An 18,762-nucleotide genomic window follows, 5' to 3' on the forward strand; every position below is an offset into this window, starting at 1 on the left:
AGAAGTCACGCAAAAATACCTGCGACACACTTGGCATCCTAGAGTGGGAGTAGGGTGACCATTCTTACACATGGGAAAAATGACACTAGGAATATCTGATCGTACGTAACACATTCCAAGAAAAACATACCAATCAATGGCGTGATAAACCATGTTTGCGAACCACTCGCGCTCGTGGAGCCCGGGATGCATTTCTACTTCGACGGAAAAACATTAACAAAAGCATCTGACGAACCGCTCAGCGGCTTCGCAATCGATGGAAATCTTCTTTTCGAGTTATGTCATCAAATCGACGGCGGTAGAGGCGATCATTGAAGGTTCGATTAGACCATCGGGTGAATACGTAGCCTTTCACGTTGCGGATCGTTCCGGATTGCGAGATCATGGTGTCAGTTTAGGTGTAGTTGCATATCGGGCAATCTACGATGATCTTAAGCTGAAAGATATCGGCAGGCTTCGCTTTTCCGGACCATACATAGATTCCTTTTGTCCTATGACAAACATTTAAATCGAATGCGAAGATGATTCCTGCTCAATCACATCTACAACCAGCTTGGAAAACGTTGTCGACTTGGATTCAGCTACCGTTGGCGATAGGGAGCTATGATGCTCGGCTGAAGCTTACTGGGTATACGATTACCGTCGGCAAATAAACTTCGAATCCTGTCTTGGGTGCGAAGCAAACCTATTCGATTATGACCTAATGAAGGATGCCTACGTGAACATCGCCCAATGCAATAGCTAGTGCCGCTTTTGAAAATACCGGCACCAACCGCAAAAACACCCAACTAGGCAGAAAGATTACAACCATGCACAATGACGTCGCCCATGGAAACAAGTTTCATTACAACCTCGGCGCCAACCGCGAGGAGTATAAACTGCTAAATAACCTTCTTTTCGCAATGCGCCTTATGTTATAAAGCATTCCGAATGAAGACGCTGTGCGGCTCTTGAAATGCATGGGGTTGACCCCTTCAACCAACAAGCTCCGCGCCCCTTATTCGGTTTTTGGCTGCATTGTGAAATACCCTCTCAAATACTCCCGCAACTCAGCATTGTGCACATAAACGTGTGTGCCGTTAATACCTCTTGTGAGTAAGACGTAGTAAATGTTTCTTATGTACTGCGTCAACTCTTCTGGTGACGCAGTGGCGAAACCGTTCCTGTCGTAATAGCTTGACCTGTTCGCCTCGAGCTGCCCGGTTTCCGGATTGAGCTTAAGATCCTCGCCGATGATCACGAACGCATAGCTGAGATCATAGCCTTGAATCGAGTGAATGCATCCGATCTCGCGAGCAACGGCCGGGTTCTCCATACCCTTGCCCACCCAATTATCGTAAGTATGATTCCAGCGTTTCTGTATCCCGTCGATTTCAATGTCGAACGAACTCGAAGCTTTCTTTTTACGAGTCTTCCATTCCCATGCGTAGCCGGAGATCATCCTGCTCAAATTGTGCTCGCTATAGACCTTCTCGAACGCATCGACAAAGCACGTGAACCCTTCATGCAACACAAACTCATAGCCTTCGAATGAACGAGGCCGAGGGCACCTGCCTGCCAAGACATCGGCCACATAGTCCAAGTACTCTTTGCCCCCTTTAACCCTCATTTGGCTGTCAAGCCTGATCGGATAGTCGTGAGCAGCCCCGAACGCACTGCGGATGCTATCTTCCCCGACGCACGAGGGGCCAACAGCCTGCAAGGGGTCGTAAAAGAAGATGGGAAGTTTCGCTTGGTTGAGGATCCAGTCTAATTGGGTCGCCTCTTTGCACAATCCGAGCTTCCTGTTCACTTTATCGTAATTGCCGAACTGCGTGCCGAGGTTCACCCTCTGCTTGAGCCGATGAGCCTCATCGACCAGAACGATGTCGAAGCTTTCCTCGTCGCCCTCAACAAAACCGTACTCGGGCTTAACAAGATCGGCAGCCCCTATAACATCGCTTGGACTCAGGCCGCTTACTCCCGAAAGAGATTTACGAAGCGTGTTTTTTAGTGAAGTAACCGGTTCGATTATCCGAATGTTCAAGCCTGCGTACCGAGGATCGTCTTTTAGGGCCTTAAGGAGGTATACCGCAAGTATCGTCTTCCCCGTACCGGGCATGCCCTCGACAACGATAGGTTCCGCTTCTTCGAACCCGTTGTCGATAGCTTCCAAAATGCGATCAAGAGCAACCCTTTGATCGGGAGTTAAGCCTTTGTACGGGGAATATCTGAAGACCTCGGATTCCTCAATATCGTCGATGGTGTGATCCGCCAGCTCAAGCCGACGCAACTCTTCCCATAAATCTTCGAACATTTCTGCGTACTGCTTTTTCGAGAAGTAGTTAGTGTCGGTCATGCCCTCGTTTTTATTAGTTAGCCGATATCTTCCGTCTGCGTGCATAAGACCAATGAGGCGATGCTCGTAATCAGTTACAGCCGAAGCATTGAACTCTTCATTGAAAATGATGTTGACGCTCGTGAAGTCTTTCTTTTCCTCGCATGCGCCATGCTGATTAATTCGAGTGGCGACGCTCGTCGTCTGCCCCACATACGCAGCTTCATCGTTTGCGAGGATGTACACCATCGGCCAATTGATGATCTTGTCTTCAGCCAAGTCAGAAATGGAGACATCGATTCGTTCACCGTAATGGAAAGCGCACCTGCCGATGAAGAATGGAGCGCCTTTTGGAGCTTCCGGAACAATGTTGGTCGGAATAGATCTCATAAGCCCACGCACTTTCTCGCATCCGTCGGACCGTTAAACCATATTGTCAGCTTCTCGGCTCCCATTCTAGCGCTTTTCCGAAAAACGCATCGATCCTCCTGCACCAGCCCCTCTAACTTCCGAGCTACATCCCCGCTGGTGAAGCGCAGGACTTGGTTGTCGAAGCAGGTGTAGGCGAAGGAGGTTATGCTGCCGTACCAGAATGTGGCGCTGTCGGCTACTACGAGGTTTGAGCAGACATTGCATAACGACACTTGGAAGCCGGCTTGCTTAAGCAAGCCGGCGGTATCAGCGATGATCTGCGCTTTCCTCGGCATCGCATCCTCAAGGTCGGGCAAGATTGTCTGAACAGCCACACCGCGCGCCACCACCATCTTTACGCAGGGCCTCAGCAGCTCCACGCGGCGCTTGTGAACTTCCGAGCTGGACACCTCGAGGATCTTCGACGCCTACGATACATCCAGCTCGAACTGTTTCAGATACGGCTCCGTTGTCATGAACTCGCCGCACACGTCACCCTCGTCACCCGGACTCCTCCTCGCGGACAACGTCAACATATCATGACGCGACTCGCTCGCTTTATGCCTCTTTCATATACCGGCACTTAGGATAGTTGCTACAGCCGTAGAACTGCTTGCCGACATTGGGGGCCTTTCTTTGCTGTCCGTAGAACGAGAACGCCGCCGCATCGGGGGCAAACCGACTTCGCAGACGCTGCAGGTTTCTTATTCGTATAGCGCGCTTGGATATCCTGCACATGCGCCCTTTTCACCGCCTCGTCGACGTCGGTCAAAGCTCGTAGGCGCTCGTAGAGGTCTTTAACCTCCTCGGCTTCGAAAGCATCCTCCGCGCCTTCCCAGATCCGTCGCACAGTGGCATAAAGGCGATCCCACTTGATCACGCTCACGTCGTCACTCTCCAACATCACCTTCTTCAGCTCGCAACGCTCCGAAAAGACGACGATCGAGAACAGCGGGGTGTTGTCGGCAAGATACCGAGACAACCACTTGATGTGGCCACGATTCTGCTTGATGGGGTTGTAGAAGCGGTTCTTTTGGCCGTTCGGCAGGCTGACCGTCCAGTTTCGATCGGCTTCATTGCCGAACACCCACCCGGAGTAGTTCTTGCTCTCAATGACGAAGACGCCCTTCTGGGTGATGAACAGCACATCAATCTCGGACGTCTCGCCATTGTCCTTAGGCACGTACACGTTGCGCAGCACCCTGCCGTCGCGGCCGAACAGCTTGACCAGCTTGAGTTCGTGTTCGGTCAGCTTCTCACCGCGACGACCGACCCAATCGGCGTCAAAGATCTGATCAAGCACCAGGCCGATGAGTCCTTTCGACATGCGGTATCGCCTCCTAAATCTAGCTCATTGCACCAAAGGCAACCGATCCGACCCCTCAGTTGCCCCCACATTCGCCCTCCGGGCGGTGGACTCACCGCGCCCTACACGCGACAATGGCCCCACCAACCAACCAGCACCGCCCGAGGAGGCCCATCGTGAACCAGATAGCAACCGGCACGTTCATCGCCCGCAAGCGCAAGGAGCTCAACCTCACGCAGGCGCAGCTGGCGGAGCGCCTCGGCATCTCGAACAAGTCCGTCTCGAAGTGGGAGCGCGGCCAGTGCATGCCCGACTACGCTATCGTGAACGAGCTGTGCGACGTCCTCGGCATCACCGTGAGCGAGCTGCTTGACGGCGAAGAGAACGAGCGCGAGAACCTGCGCATGTACGACAACGACCAGATGATCGAGATGCTCGCCCGCATCCAGCGCCTCGAAAGCCAGCGCATCACCATCATCGCCATCGCGCTCATTGTGACGGGCATCGGCCTTTTGACTCTCTCGCCTCTGTTCAGCGGATCGGACCTGACCGACTTCACCAGCGGCGCACTATTCGGCATCGGCTCGGGCGTCATCGTGATCGGAGTCTTTTTAGCCACGCGCATCATCTTCTCGTACTTGATAAACTCATAGCAGCACTTCAAGCATCAACCGAGGAAGCCTCCCGGGGAAAGTGCACTTCGCAACCACGTCCGACAGCCGAGAGTCACCCTGCTCAGAGAGTCGCAGGTGCCAAACGTGACCATGAAAGGCCTGGGAAACCTCTCGTTTTGCATCAAGGCTTTTGACAAGGAGGAGATGCGTTGATGCCGAAGACGATCGGCTTGCCCGATTGCATCTCCGTCACGCAAAAGCCATACGCAGCTCCCAAGCTCTTCGAACCAGCCACTCGTACGCCTCTTCCCACGTTTCGGGATCCAGCTGCACGCAGGAGCAGCTCGTCCAGCATCACCCTCCTCCTACAAATCTAAAATGATTTGCCAAGCGACAGCGCATTGCAGTACCACGGATCAGCCTCGTCGAATCGAGGCACCAGATGGCGAAGATCAGATAATACCTCGAACGTGCCCGAAACGATCTATGGCAGAATGAACGCAGAATGTCTTCAACCCTACGCCGTGCGAAAGGAGAGCCTCCATGGACGAAAGATCATCTGAGGCCGCAGAGCCGCACCCCTGGCCTCCAGAAAACCGCTCGACCGACGATACATCATCCTCCGAACAGCACAACACCGCTTCAGCCACCGCTAGCGATCCGGCGCAGGATGCTGCAGCGCGCGAACCCGCACATGATGCGGACGCTCCGAAACGAACGGCAGCCGACTACGCCGAGACGTTCAATAGAGCCGTCAGCGTTACTGAACAGGTGGTGCGGTTCGCTCCCCTTCCGCCGACCGTGAAGCGCGTGGCGACACGCGCCATGCCCACGGTGAAGAAAATGGCGAACGCAGCGCCCATAGTGGCGCCGGCCGCCGAGCCCTACGTACGCAAAGCGGCCGAGAAGGCCAAAGACGTGGCGCCCGAAGTCGCCAGGGCGGCGAAGACGGGAGCGAAGACAGTCGTCTCAGGAGCCCAAGCCGGCGCGAAAGTTGCAGCATCGGGCGCGAAGGTGGTCGCCGACCAGGTGCGAGAAACGGCCCCGAAGCTGGGGCAAACGGTATCCGACGGAGCCAAAGCCGCCGCTACCCGCGTCCATGACGACGCCCCCAGACTCGGCCGCGCCGCCGTCGACAAGGCCTCCCGCATCGCCGGCAAATTCAAGCGCAAGGACGATGCGGTCTGATGTTTTGAATCGTCCGCAACCTCTTTCCTGCGCATCCTCGGCAAACAACCTGCTTTTACCGCAGCGCGCGATGGCGCGCTGCGCTACATCATACCGACGTTTCTATCGCTCGCCTTGCTTCGCCAGCAGCGACACGGCGTGAGCGTCTTGCCCATGGCAACAACTCGCGAAGAATTTCGCGCTCGAGCATGAAGCCTCCACGAACAACCGGTACCATATTCTGTCGCGCACAATCGCGCCAGGACGGATCGCACTCAGGAGGAATCGATGCACATCGATCGCGCGCACGCGCTCGCGGCGTTTCATGACTACCTCGCCTCATACGATACGGCGGATCCCAAGATCGCGCTCAAGGCGGAGCACTCCCTGCGCGTCGCCGAGCTGTGCGAGCGCATCGCGGCGAGCCTTCCCCTGCCGGAAGCCGATGTCGATCTGGCGTGGCTGTGCGGCCTTCTGCACGACATCGGACGCTTCGAGCAGATCCGCCGCTGGAACACGTTCTCAGATGCGAAATCGACGAGCCATGCAGCGCTGAGCGCTCGAATCCTCTTCGAACCCGAAGGCCGGAAGGCTGCCGCATCCGCACGCCCCGCAGACCGCCCGGCGGGTGCGGACGTCCCCATCCTCATGCGCAGCTTCGCAGCGGATGCGTCGCAGGACGCCCTTATCCGAACGGCAATAGAACTGCATAGCGATTTCAGACTGCCTGCCGGGCTCGACGATCGAACGCGCACATTCTGCGACATCGTGCGCGACGCCGACAAGGTGGACATCGTGCACACCACGAGCACGAGCACGCCGTTCGACCTGTTCGGAGCCTCGGATGACGAGTTCCGTGAAAGCCCCGTCTCCCCCGAGGCGCTCGCGGGGTTCTTCTCCCACCGCTGCCTTTTGCGAAGCGAACGCGTCTTCCCGGCCGACTACGTCGTCGGATTCGCCTGCTTCGCCTTCGAGCTCGTCCATCCGGCGAGCAGCCTCGCCATGCAGGACCAAGGATTCCTCTTCAAGCTGCTCGAACAGCCCTTCGGATTCTCGTTCTCAAGAAACGACACCGCGGAGATCTTCTCCGATATGCTCGCCCATATGCGCTCGTGGCTCTCGAACAGAATCGATGCGACTCAGGGCGAAGATGTCGGGGAAGGAAGCGACCCAAAGCCGACATCGACCGACGAGCCGAGCGGCCCCATCGCCGCCGTCGACGCGCACGACCCCGTCTTCGGCCAGGAGCAAAGTAACCTCGCCGAAACTTACGCGAAGCTCCAGCAGATCGGGCGCGCCCTCGTGCGCAAGATGGAGCGTGCGCAGCGCGAGGCGGCGGCCGACAAGAAGGCGATGGCCGAGGAGCTCGCGCCCAACTTCGCCACCTACGCCGACGCGATGGAGACCTACGCGGACTTCGCGGCCATGAACCGCGTGATCGATGGGTACAACTTGGCGCAGGACGCGGACGCCGCCGAGCTCGCCAAGGTGGAGCTCCTGCTCAAGCAGCCTTACTTCGCCAAGGTCGCCTTGCAGTTCAAGCCCGGGCAGGAACCCAAGGAGCTCTACATCGGCACGGCCGGCATCTCGGACGAGAACTACCGCCGCCTCGTGGTGGACTGGCGCTCGCCGGTGGCCGAGACCTACTACAACCAGGACAACGGCCGCACCTCCTACGTGGCCGACGGCCGCACCATCACGGCCGATCTCAAGCTGCGCCGCCAGTTCGACATCGAGGAAGACCGCCTGAACGCCTACTTCAACACCACCGTCGCCATCCAGGACTCGCTCTTGCTCGCGTCGCTCTCGAAGCAGCGCACCGCGCAGATGAAGGCCATCACGGCCACCATCCAGAAGGAGCAGAACACCGTCGTGCGCCACGAGGACGTGCCGGTGCTGCTGGTGAGCGGCATCGCGGGCAGCGGCAAGACCTCGGTGCTGCTACAACGCATCGCCTACCTCTTCTACCAGCAGCGCGGCAGCCTCGATGCGAGCGAGGTGTTCCTCGTCTCGCCGAACCCGGTGTTCAGCCACTACATCGCAAGCGTGCTCCCCGACCTGGGCGAACACAACCCTGAAAGCCTCACCTGGAACGAGTTCGCGCGCCGCCTGCTGCCGCCCAACCGCGGCAGCGGCGACGTCGACGTGTCGCTCGCCGCACTCGCGCGCATCGACCGGGCTGTCGAATCGTTCGAGTTCGACGCGAACGACTTCAAGGACGTCCGCGTCGGCGAGAAGCGCCTCATCGCCGCCGACCAGATCCGCAAGCTGGCAGAGAAGCTCGGCCGCATCCCCGCCGGCCCGCATCGCATCACGCTCATGCGCGAGGAGCTGTACGCGCGCCTGGAGAGCCGCCTGAAGCAGATGGCCGGCACCGACGAGGCGCTCGACGAGCTGGAGGCCCTCGAGGCCGACGAGCAGCTGCGCATCTTCGGCGAGCTCATCGCGCCAACCGACGAGCAGGAGGAGCGCGCGCTCGCCCTGCGCTACCTGACCGACCGCTACGCCGACGCCTTCGCCGCCGTGGAGAACGACGCCTGGCTGCGCATCGACCGAATCGGCATGCGACTCCTCGAAACCGACGGCCTCGCGCCGCTCGAGTGGCTCTACCTGAAGATGGCGCTCACGGGCCTCGGCAACCCGGACGCCAAGTACGTGATGGTGGACGAGGTGCAGGACTACACCGCCGCCCAGCTGGCCGTGCTCGCGCGCTACTTCCGTCGCGCACACTTTCTACTGCTGGGCGACCCGAACCAGGCCATCGTGCCCGACACGGCTACGTTCGACGAGGTGCGCGAGGTGTTCCAGGCCGCGCGCGGCGCGGTGGAGGAATGCCGCCTCATGACGAGCTACCGCTCGACGCCCGAGATCACCGCCCTGTTCGCGAGCCTGCTGCCACCCGAGGAGCAGCTCCAGGTCTCCTCCATCCAGCGCGCCGACGAGCCGCCGACCGTCCGCGCCTTCGGAGACGACGCCTACGCGGACGCCCTGCACGCTGCCGTGGCCGGGGCACGCGCGGCCGAGGGGCTCGCCGCCGTCATCGTGCCGTGGAAGCACGAGGCCAAACGGCTCCAGCAGCTGCTCGGCGACGACGCGCCGCCGCTCTTGGACGAGCGCGGCGAGCTGCCCGAAAGCGGCATCGTACTCATCACGCTCAAGTTGGCGAAGGGCCTCGAGTTCGACCACGTCATCGTCCCGGACGCCTCGCCGCGCGTCTTCCCCGCCGACGACGACCTGGCCCGCCGCCGCCTCTACACCACGCTCTCGCGCGCCACGCGCGGCATTGCCGTCCTCGCGAGGGGCGCGCTCACGCCGCTACTGGAAGGTGCCGCGTCCTAGCGCGTCACGCCTTCAGAATATCCTCCATGCGCTCGGCAAGGAAGTCGCGTGCGGCCTGCGAGTACTGGGGGCACGAGAAGGACCTGCCCGCCCGCTCCCCGCTGTGCGTCGACATGCCTGCCCCCTCGCCGAGCTTGGTGGGCTTGCGCTGACTCCAGTCCCCGTTCTCGAGGTAGTGATAGCCGGCACGCAGGAGGCAGGCGTTCAGGTCCTTCGCCTCCATCCCCTCGAGCAGCGCGGCGAGGCGCGGGTCGCGCCGCCATTCCTCCAAGCACCCTGTGATCGTCATCGGACGGTCCTCCTGCATAGCCGCGCGCTCGAGCCGCCGTCGCGGCTTCTTCTCGGCCTTCCCCGCCGCCACGTACAGGCCCGCTACCTCGCCCGCCTCGAACGCGCGTAGCTGCGCCTTCAGGTACGCCTCGATGGTGGGCGGCGGATAGCCGTCAATGAGCTTGTCCGCCCCGACCCGCACGGCAGCGCGCTTCAACGCCTCTGTCTCCCAAAACGTGCTGCCGTCCGAGGGGATGCGCAGGAACACGAACGACGAGTCGGGCCCCACCTCCTTCGGGAAGTGCACCCAATCGTCCCAGCCCGTGCGGTACTCAGCCTCGTCCGTTCGCACCTGCGCGCTGCTGCCCGGGTGGAGCGATCCATCGCGGACGAGCCCCAGCCAGGCGAGCGTCGCGTGGCAGACGTCTCGCACCACCGCGTTCTTCCGGTCGTCGGCGAGTTTCCGCGAACAGTCGCGCGGGCCCGCTTTGCGATCGAACCGATGCTGGGCGCCGTCGGCCTCGATTGCCATCGCCACACGGCCCGTCGCCGGATCGAACACTACGAAGTCGAAATGCGCGTCGGAGGAGCTCCGGTACTCCTCCTCGCAGCATTCGCTCAACCGCGGCCCCTCCTTCCCCAGCTTCAGCAAGTCGAACGTCACGTGCTTCGTGCAGGTCAGCCCACACAGGTCCATCTCCATCAGGACTCTCTCGATGCACTGCTCGGGCGCATGGTCGCCGCCGCGCTTCCGCGGGTTCTGCAGGAAGGGGATGTCGTCGAAGATGGACGTGACGACCGAACGGTGAAACCCGAACCATGGGTGGGAGCGCTGCAGCTCTGCCTCTTCAGAGGAGAGTCCCTCGATCGTGCGATGCGCGTACTCCACAAGCTTGCGGACGAACATCTCCTGGTTGCAGGGATCGTCCTCGGCCTTCGCCGGCTTCTTGACGTAGGCCTGCCGCCCGGCGAGCCGCTCCTGCACCTCGCCATCCAGAAGCTTCGTCGACAGGATGACGCACAGTTCCTCCTTGGCGCGGGAAGCGGCCACGTTAACGAGCCGGCGCCCCTGCGACCAGGGCCACTCCCAGTTACCGTCCTCCACGGGCAGCAAATACACCGCGTCGAACTCCTGGCCCTGGGACCGATGGACGGTCAGCGTGTACACCTGCTCGAGGTCGCTCGTCTCGAACTCCTCACCCTCGCCCACCTCGAGCTCCACTGCGCCTTCAGGCACGACGTCCTCGAGCAGCCGCTGCACGAGGGACTTCAGCAGGTATATCTGCCCCTTGAACGGCGACAGGATGCAGATGGACTTCCCGCGCTCGGCCAGACTGCGCAAATGCGCCGCCTCCTCCTCGCGCAGAATGGCCAGCTGCTTGCGGTTCACGCAGGTCGAGCGCGTCTTCTTGTTCGGATCCTCCTCGGGCGGCGCACCCGGGGGCCACGTCCCCTCGCGGTAGTCGCCCTCGTACCAGCAGATCCGGATGGGGCACGGCGCGTCACCGTCTCGCACCGGCGTTTTCACCGTCAGCTCGTTGCCGTAGACCGCCTCGTTGCAGAAGCCGATGATGGCCGGATGGCAGCGGTAGTGCTCGGTCAGCATCGTACGAAGCTCGGGATTGCGGTCGCTGAACACCTCGTAGCATGACGAGAGGAAGCTCAGCCCCTCGCGGCTTATGTCGTAGGGCGAGCGCTCGCCGCGCTTGAGCTTCTTGAACAGACCCGATTCGTCGGAGACGCGCCGCATCTGCGCGCAGTGCTCGTCGGTGATCACCGGAGGCAGCTGCTCCTCGTCGCCCACGAGCACCATCCGCCGAGCGCAGCTCATCGCCACGACGCCCACGATGAGGTTCGTCTGTGACGCCTCGTCCATGACCAAAAGGTCGTACTTCTCCACGTCGCCGTCGACGAAGCACTTCTTGAGCGAATGCACCGTGCTCGTCACGAACGGGAACTTGGCAGCGAACTCCCCCAGCCGCTTGTTCTGCTCCCACCCGCCGATGCGCTCGCCGTCGGGAAACTCGTGCTCGCCCGCCTCGAACGCGAGGTTCGCTCCGGTCAGAGGATCGCACGCCTTCTGGCGAAGCGCTTTACTGCCCAAGGCCGCGTGCGCGCAGGCCGCCCGGTACGCCAAGTCGCCGTCGAACAGCTCCCGCGCCTGCGCGAGCGTCTTCTCGCCGTGGAAGGCGAGCGCTGCGGCCACCTTCCGCTCGACGTTCTCGACGGCGGCCGCGTTCGTGGACACCACCGCCACCTGCTCGCCGCGCGCGACGGCCAGGGCCACGATGCGCAGGATGGTCTCGGTCTTACCCGTGCCGGGCGGGCCTTTTATGATGGACAGGGGGTAATGGAGCGCCTTGTGCACGGCGAGCCGCTGGTTCGCGTTGAGCGGGTGCGGACTCTGGGGGAACAGCTCGGCCAGCAGGCGTTCCTCCTCCGCTGCGAGCGCCGGGTCGATCGCTGGAGGATGCAGCACCTCGTCGACGTCGGCGCCGAGGTAGGCGTCCAAGAGCGGGGCGTAGCGCCGGAGATCGGCCCTGTCGAGATCGTCGTCGATGCACGAGCGGAAGTACCAGAGCAGCGAGTAGAACGCCTGACCGTCCTCGTAGCAGTCGCGGCCGGGAACGGCGCCTTCGCCCGCCCTGCCCGACAACTCGGCCGCCGTGCGGAAATATCGCACGAGCTTCTTCCGTGATACTCCCCGCTTTTTGCCCACTTGCTTCCCCATTCCCGCAGCAGACGCAGCCGCCGTATGAACATCGTTTAGATTATACCAGTGCGACCAGGTAATCCTATAAACGGAGCCCTCCTGCGAGGGCGTACGGCAACAAACACGAACCATATGCGAACAGATCCATCGGCGCATCCAAGAACCGAAGCCGGCCCGTCCCCCCGCGCATCCGGGCACGAACAAAGGCCGCAACCCTTCCGGACTGCGGCCTTTGTGCAAAGCTTGGCGAAACTCGATGAGCCTCGTCCGTTAATTCTGCGTGGACAAGAAGGTCGGCAGCGACATTTGCTCGATCTGGTCCTGAAGCTCTTCGAGCTCGTCAACGTGACGATCCTCATCCTGTAGTATCTCCATGAGCATGTCGCGCGTAGCGTAATCCAGCACGTTGCCCGCCAACACGATAGCCTCGTTGTAGTCCTTGACCGTGTCGAGCTCCTTAGCGTGATCGTTGTCCACCTGCTGGGGTATCTCGGCGCCGATGCAGATCTCTTCCAGGCGGGACACGATGGGCGTGCCCTCCAAGAACAGGATCCTCTCGATGAGGCGCTCGGCATGCTTCATCTCGGTGATCGAGCGCTTTTTGAAATTCTCGCTCAGGCGGGTATAGCCCCAATCCTCGGACATCTCCGCATGGACCATGTACTGGTTGATAGCGGTCAGCTCGCCTGCTAAAAGCGAGTTCAGCGTATCGATGAGTTCCTGGTTTCCCTTCATGGTGACAATCCTTCCAACGGCGCATATCGGGAAGGAGCCGTCGCGCGACGGCTCCTGATCCCGTCCACTGTACGCGCGCTTGACCGCAGCTGCGGTTTCCGAACGCAGATCGTGTCCACGCCGTCGCCCGCCCGACACGGCGGCGTCAAACGACCACCCGCCAACCGTTCGCCGTACGGGGTTTCGAATGCCGAACAGCTCGCTTCCGAATGGCGGAATCCGTGCAGAATACGCGAACCGAGCGCCAACCTCGGCGCGGCAGGTCGCTTCAACCTTTATACTGAAAGCTTCGTTGGCAAGACAGGCAAGCAGGACGGAAGGTGCGCAATGGGCGGATTCTTCGGGGCGGCATCTCAACGCGACGTGGTGTTGGACGTGTTTTTCGGCGTCGACTATCATTCGCATCTCGGAACGCGGCGCGCAGGCATGATCTTTTACGACGAGGACGAGGGATTCCAGCGCGAGATTCACTCTATTGAGAACACGCCGTTTCGCACCCGATTCGAGGACGACCTGCCCGGATTCCACGGCATGAGCGGCATCGGCTGTATCAGCGACACCGATCCTCAGCCGCTGCTCGTGCGCTCGCACTTGGGAGTGTTCGGCATCACGACCGTCGGCGCCATCAACAACGCCGAAGAGCTCGTGGAATCCTACTTTGCAAACTGCGGCAGGCAGTTCATGGCAATGAGCTCAGGAGCGGTGAACACCACGGAGCTCGTTGGGGCGCTCATCAATCAGAAGGACGATTTCGTCTCGGGTATCAAGTTCGCCCAGGATTCAATCGAAGGTTCCCTTACGCTGCTTATCATGACCGAAAATGGCAAGATCATCGCAGCGCGCGACAAGATGGGCCGTCTGCCGGTGCTCATAGGAAAGAACGACGAGGGTTTCTGCATCTCCTTCGAATCGTTTGCCTACCATAAGCTGGGCTACGACGACGCTTACGAGCTAGGCCCGGGCGAGATCGTGCTCGTCGATGCCGACGGATTCGAGACCATCTCCCCGGCTGGCGACGAGATGAAGATATGCGCTTTCCTATGGACGTACTACGGCTATCCGAATTCGAACTACGAAGGCGTAAACGTCGAAGTCATGCGCTACCGCAATGGCGCAATCATGGCGCAGACCGAAGAACGGGACGGCACCTTGCCCGAGCTTGACTACGTGGCGGGCGTACCGGACTCAGGTGTTCCCCATGCCATCGGGTACGCGACGGAATGTAAGATCCCTTTCGCACGCCCCTTCATCAAATACACCCCCACGTGGGCGCGCTCCTTCATGCCGAGCAATCAGGATGTGCGCAACCGCGTAGCCAAGATGAAGCAGATACATATACCCGAGCTCATTCGAGACAAGAAGCTGCTGTTCGTGGACGACTCCATTGTGCGAGGCACCCAGTTGCGCGAAACCGTAGATTTCCTGTACGAGTGCGGAGCCGACGAGGTGCACATGCGGTCGGCCTGCCCGCCTATCATGTTTAGCTGCAAGTATCTGAGCTTCTCGAGCACCAAATCCGAGATGGAGCTTCTGGCGCGCCGCGTCGTGCAGGAACTCGAAGGCGACGAGGGGCAGCGACATCTTGACGAGTACGCCGACGGCACTACCGAACGCGGGCGCTGCATGTTGCACGCCATCTGCGAGCAGATGGGCTTCGATTCGCTCGGCTACCAGTCGCTCGACGGCATGCTCGATGCCATCGGCATCGATCGCGACAAAGTGTGTACCTATTGCTGGACGGGGCGCGAGTAGGATCCTGCAGCAGAGCCTTTCGAAGGCCCTCCTCGCACGCTGTGCAGGGCTACGCGGCAAGCTGGGCGCGGGGCCGCGCCTTTCGGCAACAAGCCTTTCAGGCCTCGCATCACCCTCGCCCGACGTACTCGTATTCCGAAGCGTGACCTGCCGTCGCTTGCCTTTCCGCACGACAGCATCGCCTTGTCGGTCGTTCATATCAAGGGCATGCTTGAACGTGAGGGAGCCGTATACAAGCCGCTTCACGTTGTGGGACTCCCGGCGCAGGAAACGCGAGCACGCATGAGCGCTCGCGATCTTTTCGGACTGCGACATGCGCACGCACTCGGTGTACCCTTTTAGGTACTCTTGATACATCCCATCCGTCGTACACTGCTCTTCACAAGCGATCGACACGACGAGAGGAGCACGATATGGGAACCCCTGCAGCACTGCACGTGCACCGAGAGACGGCTCTCCCCATCTTCCAATCGACAGCGCCCCGCGGACTACACGAGCGTCCGAAAAAAGACGGTCGCCCGAGCATCCATGTGATCGCATGTCCGGGCGGTTCGAAAGTCCGTCATCCTGCGCATACCCGAGCAATGCTCGAAGCCCGGCAAGCAAGCACCGGCGAGAGCCCGACCACGCCGTATCGAAGCCTGGCGGGCGTGTCATTCGACCTCTCGGAGCGCGAACGCTTGAAAGCCGCATGCGCCGGGACGATTTTCGCTGCTATCTCGCTTGCTGCGGCAGTGCTCTGAATACCGAATAAGGAACTACAGCATGCTCGCACGCAGCTCTTCGGCGCTTTTCGGCGACAAATACGCCGGTGGTATGTCGAATAGTGTCTTACAGCCTGTCTGGCCCTCACGGGCGAGACGATGCGCCGCTCGGGCGCAAGCTACAAGAACGCTTCCGGTGAACTCAGGGTTGGAATCAAGCTTGAGCGCATATTCGATCACGTGACGGCTCTCACCACGCTCGCCAGTCGCTCCCGAACGGATGACCGAGCCGCCGTGCGGAATGCCAGCGTGGTCGCGATCAAGCTCTTCCTGCGTCACGAATGTCACGGTGGTGTCGTAGTCGGCGAAGTAATTCGGCATTTCCGCAATCGCACGCTCGATAGCGGCTTTATCGGCGCCCTCCTCAGCAACCACGTAGCATTCGCGCGTGTGTTTCTGACGGGTGGTGAGTTCGGGATCCTCGCCTGCGCGCACCGCCTCGAGCGCAGAGCGCACGGGCACCGTGTACTGGCGAGCGTCGGCCACGCCTTCGACGCGACGGATGGCATCGCTGTGCCCTTGGGACACGCCGCGACCCCAGAACGTATAGTCCTTGCCTTCGGGCAGGACGCTCTCGGCATACAAGCGCGCAAGCGAGAACGTGCCCGGATCCCATCCTCCCGACACGACGGCAACTGTGCCGGCCGCCTTTGCCTCCACGTCCACGTTCGCAAAATGCACGGGTATGTTTGCGTGCGTGTCGAACGAGTCCACCACGTTGAACAGGCTCGCGCATGCCGGCGTCTGCTCGGGCAGGTCGCGCGCGCTTCCTCCGCACAGCACGAGCACATCCACGTCGTCCCGATGAGCAGCCAGATCATCGGCCGCGTACACGGGCACGCCGGCCGTCAGCGGCCTTACCGACGCCGGACCGCGCCGCGTGAACAGCGCCGCGAATTCCATGTCGTCGTTCTGGCGACAGGCAAGCTCCACGCCTCTACCCAGGTTGCCGTATCCCAAAATGCCGATGCGCGTTTTCGCCATATGCTCTCCTCATCGCTTTTGCTGCGGATGCTTTCCTTTCCATGATGGAGGAACGGCCGCGTAAGCGTCAACGTGACTCAGCGGATTTCAAGAAAGCCCCATCGCCGCATATTCGGGAAAAGAACTCTACCTGTCCCATGCGCAGGACAGGCGCATCGACGCAAACGCGTACTATTGGCATCGCGAGGAAACGAAGGGACGAAGGAGGCAGTCATGTACGAACCGTCGCGCCATCTGGCAACGTACTACATCGCAGGATACCAGCATTGGGACGGTGCGCTCGTCCTAAACGAACTCAAACCCGGAGCGACGCTCCGTATTGCGCCCGAGCCTGAAAATCCGCATGATCCCGCAGCGGTCGCCATTTATCGCGAAGACGTGAAGCTGGGCTACATTCCCTCTGATCAAAACGGAGCGATATCCCTTATGTGCGCATATGGACACGCCGAGGCGTTCGAACTGCGCATCCTTCAGGTCGACCCTGAAGCAGCCCCCTGGCACCAGGTTCGTGTGGGTCTGTACGTACAGGATGCCCGATGATGACTCGTCCCCTCGACGCAGCTATGGCATTCGCGAATCTTCACCGGCGTTGGTTCGACGACGCGCAAGGCGTAACGGATGCGAACAGGCGCCAGGCCTGCGATGCCGCCGGATCGCTTGTAGTCGACGTGCTGACGCTCTGGGATGAAAATGAATGCGACTATCTTGCTGACGCGCCGTTCCTCATACGACTTGAAGAATGCGATATCGCCGCGTTCGTCATGCGAAGGCCCTATATTGCGTTGTTCATCGGCAGGATAGAGACCGACGAACCTTTAGCGACGTTCGAATGCCGCACAGGACTATCGCAGCCCGAGAAGCCATCGAACCTGCGATGGAGAAGCTTCCGCCCTTGTTCGTACGCGATCGGCCGGCGGGCAGAAAACTTCGTGCTGCACACAGACGAAAGCGAGCTTATTGTAGAGCTCGAAACAACCCTCGATGATGGAGGGAGCATCACCATCGGAGGCACGTTGCCCACGGGTGCACACTCGCGCGAGTCGTGTCGCATCTGGTCGTTGCCGCACGCCGTCTGAGGCTTCGTCGACACCAAAAAAAGCCGGAACGCTCATTCGTACGCCGTCACGATATCTGCGAGGTAGTCGCGGTACTCGTGCGCGAGCCAGGTCGGCTTCTCGACACGGACGCGACTTCCGAACTGGGCGAGCCACCCGAAGAACGCAGGACTTTTCATGACGACGGCGTGGACACGCGCCTCGCCTGCGTCCGCCGGAACGGAATCGACCTCCTTGCCGAAACGGTCGATTACAGCACCCATCGCCGCCTCGTTCACGAGCAACGTCGCCGAGACGGGATCGCCGCGGTACATGCCGAACGCACGGCTTTCCAATTCACGCGTATCGAACGTCGCAATGCGCTCGTTTCTGAGCGCCGGCTCATTCATCATCATGATACGGTCCATGCGATCAACACGATACGTAGCGAAGTCGTCATGCTTCTCGTTGAAGGTGACTAGGTAGTAGTACCCATCCGAATACACAAGCTGCACGGGCGTTTCAAGGTAACGCCCACCATCATGCTGCGGCTTCTTGCGCTTGGCGGCATCGTACTTAAAGTACAAAAACGAGATCATGCGTTTGCGCGCAATGGCCTCCTGAATGCGGTCGACGCTGTAGAACACCGACTCGTTCTGCATCTTGATGCGGCCCTCCACATGCACGCGCTTGTCGAGCAGCGCGCGCTGACGCTTCGAAGCAAGCCTTTTCACACCTTCAACAAGCGCGTCGCTTTTGCGTTGCGTAAGAAACCGAGAACTCTGAACAGCGTCCACCAGAAGCAGCAACTCGGGAAACGCGAAGTCGCGATGCTCTACCGCGTATTCGACCGGAGCGCGCTGATACGTGCGGACGTCCACACCAAACTCGCGCAGCGCCTCGATATCGCGATAGATGGACTTCCGCTCGGCCGAGATGCCCTGCTCTTCGAGCTTTTCGAGAATCTGCGCCATCGTGAGACCCTGCTCGGAGTCTGTTTCCTCCTCGAGCATCCGCATAAGGTACAGCAGCTTGAGCTTCTGACGGTTGACAGCCATGAGAGTCCTCCTCGCGATCGAGTCGCCCTCCACTCCTCCGATGCGGAGTATAGACCATCTGTACAGTATCCGCCTATAGCAATCTCATCTGGTTTTATGATTTACTGCTGGAATAGCTAAAGCCGGCTAATATTGTCTAGGGGAGAAAATGCTACTGTCTGGCGTAAACTTTCTAGAAGCATATCGGCAATGTCGCTACCCCAAAAGTCACAAGCCCGCTACTCAGGCCGATCGATACGCACTCGACGAGCAGCTCTAGTCGGAATTCTAGCCCGCTATAAGACCGCCACTCGCGTTG

General features: G+C 60.2%; 13 protein-coding genes. 6 read left to right on the forward strand and 7 right to left on the reverse strand.

Annotated elements, in window-relative coordinates; genetic code table 11:
* Window positions 1–997: 997 nt before the first annotated feature.
* From ABGT83_RS07445 to ABGT83_RS07455, 3 genes are all read right to left on the reverse strand, one after another.
* A complete protein-coding gene (locus tag ABGT83_RS07445) occupies window positions 998–2,707 on the reverse strand; it encodes a DNA/RNA helicase domain-containing protein (protein WP_346686768.1) in 1,710 nt (569 codons plus the stop codon).
* Entirely contained in the window at window positions 2,704–3,138 is a 435-nt protein-coding gene (locus tag ABGT83_RS07450; protein WP_346686770.1) for a hypothetical protein, read from the reverse strand. The genes ABGT83_RS07445 and ABGT83_RS07450 overlap by 4 nt, the downstream gene beginning before the upstream one ends.
* 185 nt (window positions 3,139–3,323) lie before the next feature.
* Window positions 3,324–4,055 (reverse strand): nuclease-related domain-containing protein, encoded by a 732-nt coding sequence (locus ABGT83_RS07455; protein ID WP_346686771.1) that lies wholly within the window; start codon window positions 4,053–4,055, stop codon window positions 3,324–3,326.
* A gap of 155 nt (window positions 4,056–4,210) precedes the next feature.
* On the opposite strand from ABGT83_RS07455, the gene ABGT83_RS07460 reads away from it, so the two are divergent.
* The 3 genes from ABGT83_RS07460 (at window position 4,211) to ABGT83_RS07470 (ending at window position 9,154) form a co-directional block, all read left to right on the forward strand.
* Window positions 4,211–4,687, forward strand: coding sequence for a helix-turn-helix domain-containing protein (locus ABGT83_RS07460; RefSeq protein WP_346686773.1), 477 nt, complete (start codon window positions 4,211–4,213; stop codon window positions 4,685–4,687).
* A 504-nt stretch (window positions 4,688–5,191) separates the two neighbouring features.
* On the forward strand, window positions 5,192–5,836 hold the full coding sequence (locus ABGT83_RS07465; protein WP_346686774.1) for a hypothetical protein: 645 nt from the start codon (window positions 5,192–5,194) through the stop codon (window positions 5,834–5,836).
* Between the two features lie 267 nt (window positions 5,837–6,103).
* The gene (locus ABGT83_RS07470; protein ID WP_346686775.1) at window positions 6,104–9,154 is read left to right on the forward strand and encodes a UvrD-helicase domain-containing protein; all 3,051 of its coding nucleotides are present in this window, start codon (window positions 6,104–6,106) and stop codon (window positions 9,152–9,154) included.
* Window positions 9,155–9,158: 4 nt separating this feature from the next.
* Here the strand turns inward: ABGT83_RS07470 and ABGT83_RS07475 are convergent, their stop codons facing one another.
* Together ABGT83_RS07475 and bfr are read right to left on the reverse strand one after the other, a co-directional pair.
* Window positions 9,159–12,107 carry an AAA domain-containing protein gene (locus ABGT83_RS07475; RefSeq protein ID WP_346686777.1) on the reverse strand — a complete coding sequence of 983 codons (2,949 nt, stop codon included), beginning with the start codon at window positions 12,105–12,107 and terminating at the stop codon, window positions 9,159–9,161.
* 300 nt (window positions 12,108–12,407) lie between these two features.
* On the reverse strand, window positions 12,408–12,872 hold the full coding sequence (bfr, locus tag ABGT83_RS07480) for a bacterioferritin (RefSeq protein WP_103265504.1): 465 nt from the start codon (window positions 12,870–12,872) through the stop codon (window positions 12,408–12,410).
* A gap of 327 nt (window positions 12,873–13,199) precedes the next feature.
* On the opposite strand from bfr, the gene ABGT83_RS07485 reads away from it, so the two are divergent.
* On the forward strand, window positions 13,200–14,624 hold the full coding sequence (locus ABGT83_RS07485; protein ID WP_346686779.1) for an amidophosphoribosyltransferase: 1,425 nt from the start codon (window positions 13,200–13,202) through the stop codon (window positions 14,622–14,624).
* Window positions 14,625–15,382: 758 nt separating this feature from the next.
* On the opposite strand, the gene ABGT83_RS07490 is transcribed toward ABGT83_RS07485, so the two are convergent.
* Window positions 15,383–16,372 carry a diaminopimelate dehydrogenase gene (locus ABGT83_RS07490; RefSeq protein ID WP_346686781.1) on the reverse strand — a complete coding sequence of 330 codons (990 nt, stop codon included), beginning with the start codon at window positions 16,370–16,372 and terminating at the stop codon, window positions 15,383–15,385.
* 213 nt (window positions 16,373–16,585) lie between these two features.
* Between ABGT83_RS07490 and ABGT83_RS07495 the strand changes: the two genes are divergently transcribed.
* Window positions 16,586–16,912 (forward strand): HIRAN domain-containing protein, encoded by a 327-nt coding sequence (locus ABGT83_RS07495; RefSeq protein ID WP_346686783.1) that lies wholly within the window; start codon window positions 16,586–16,588, stop codon window positions 16,910–16,912.
* Window positions 16,909–17,448, forward strand: coding sequence for a hypothetical protein (locus ABGT83_RS07500; protein WP_346686785.1), 540 nt, complete (start codon window positions 16,909–16,911; stop codon window positions 17,446–17,448). The genes ABGT83_RS07495 and ABGT83_RS07500 overlap by 4 nt, the downstream gene beginning before the upstream one ends.
* Window positions 17,449–17,480: 32 nt before the next feature.
* On the opposite strand, the gene ABGT83_RS07505 is transcribed toward ABGT83_RS07500, so the two are convergent.
* A complete protein-coding gene (locus tag ABGT83_RS07505) occupies window positions 17,481–18,464 on the reverse strand; it encodes a helix-turn-helix transcriptional regulator (protein WP_346686786.1) in 984 nt (327 codons plus the stop codon).
* Window positions 18,465–18,762: the final 298 nt, after the last annotated feature.

It is taken from the genome of Enteroscipio rubneri, assembly GCF_963929405.1.
Lineage (GTDB): Bacteria > Actinomycetota > Coriobacteriia > Coriobacteriales > Eggerthellaceae > Enteroscipio > Enteroscipio rubneri.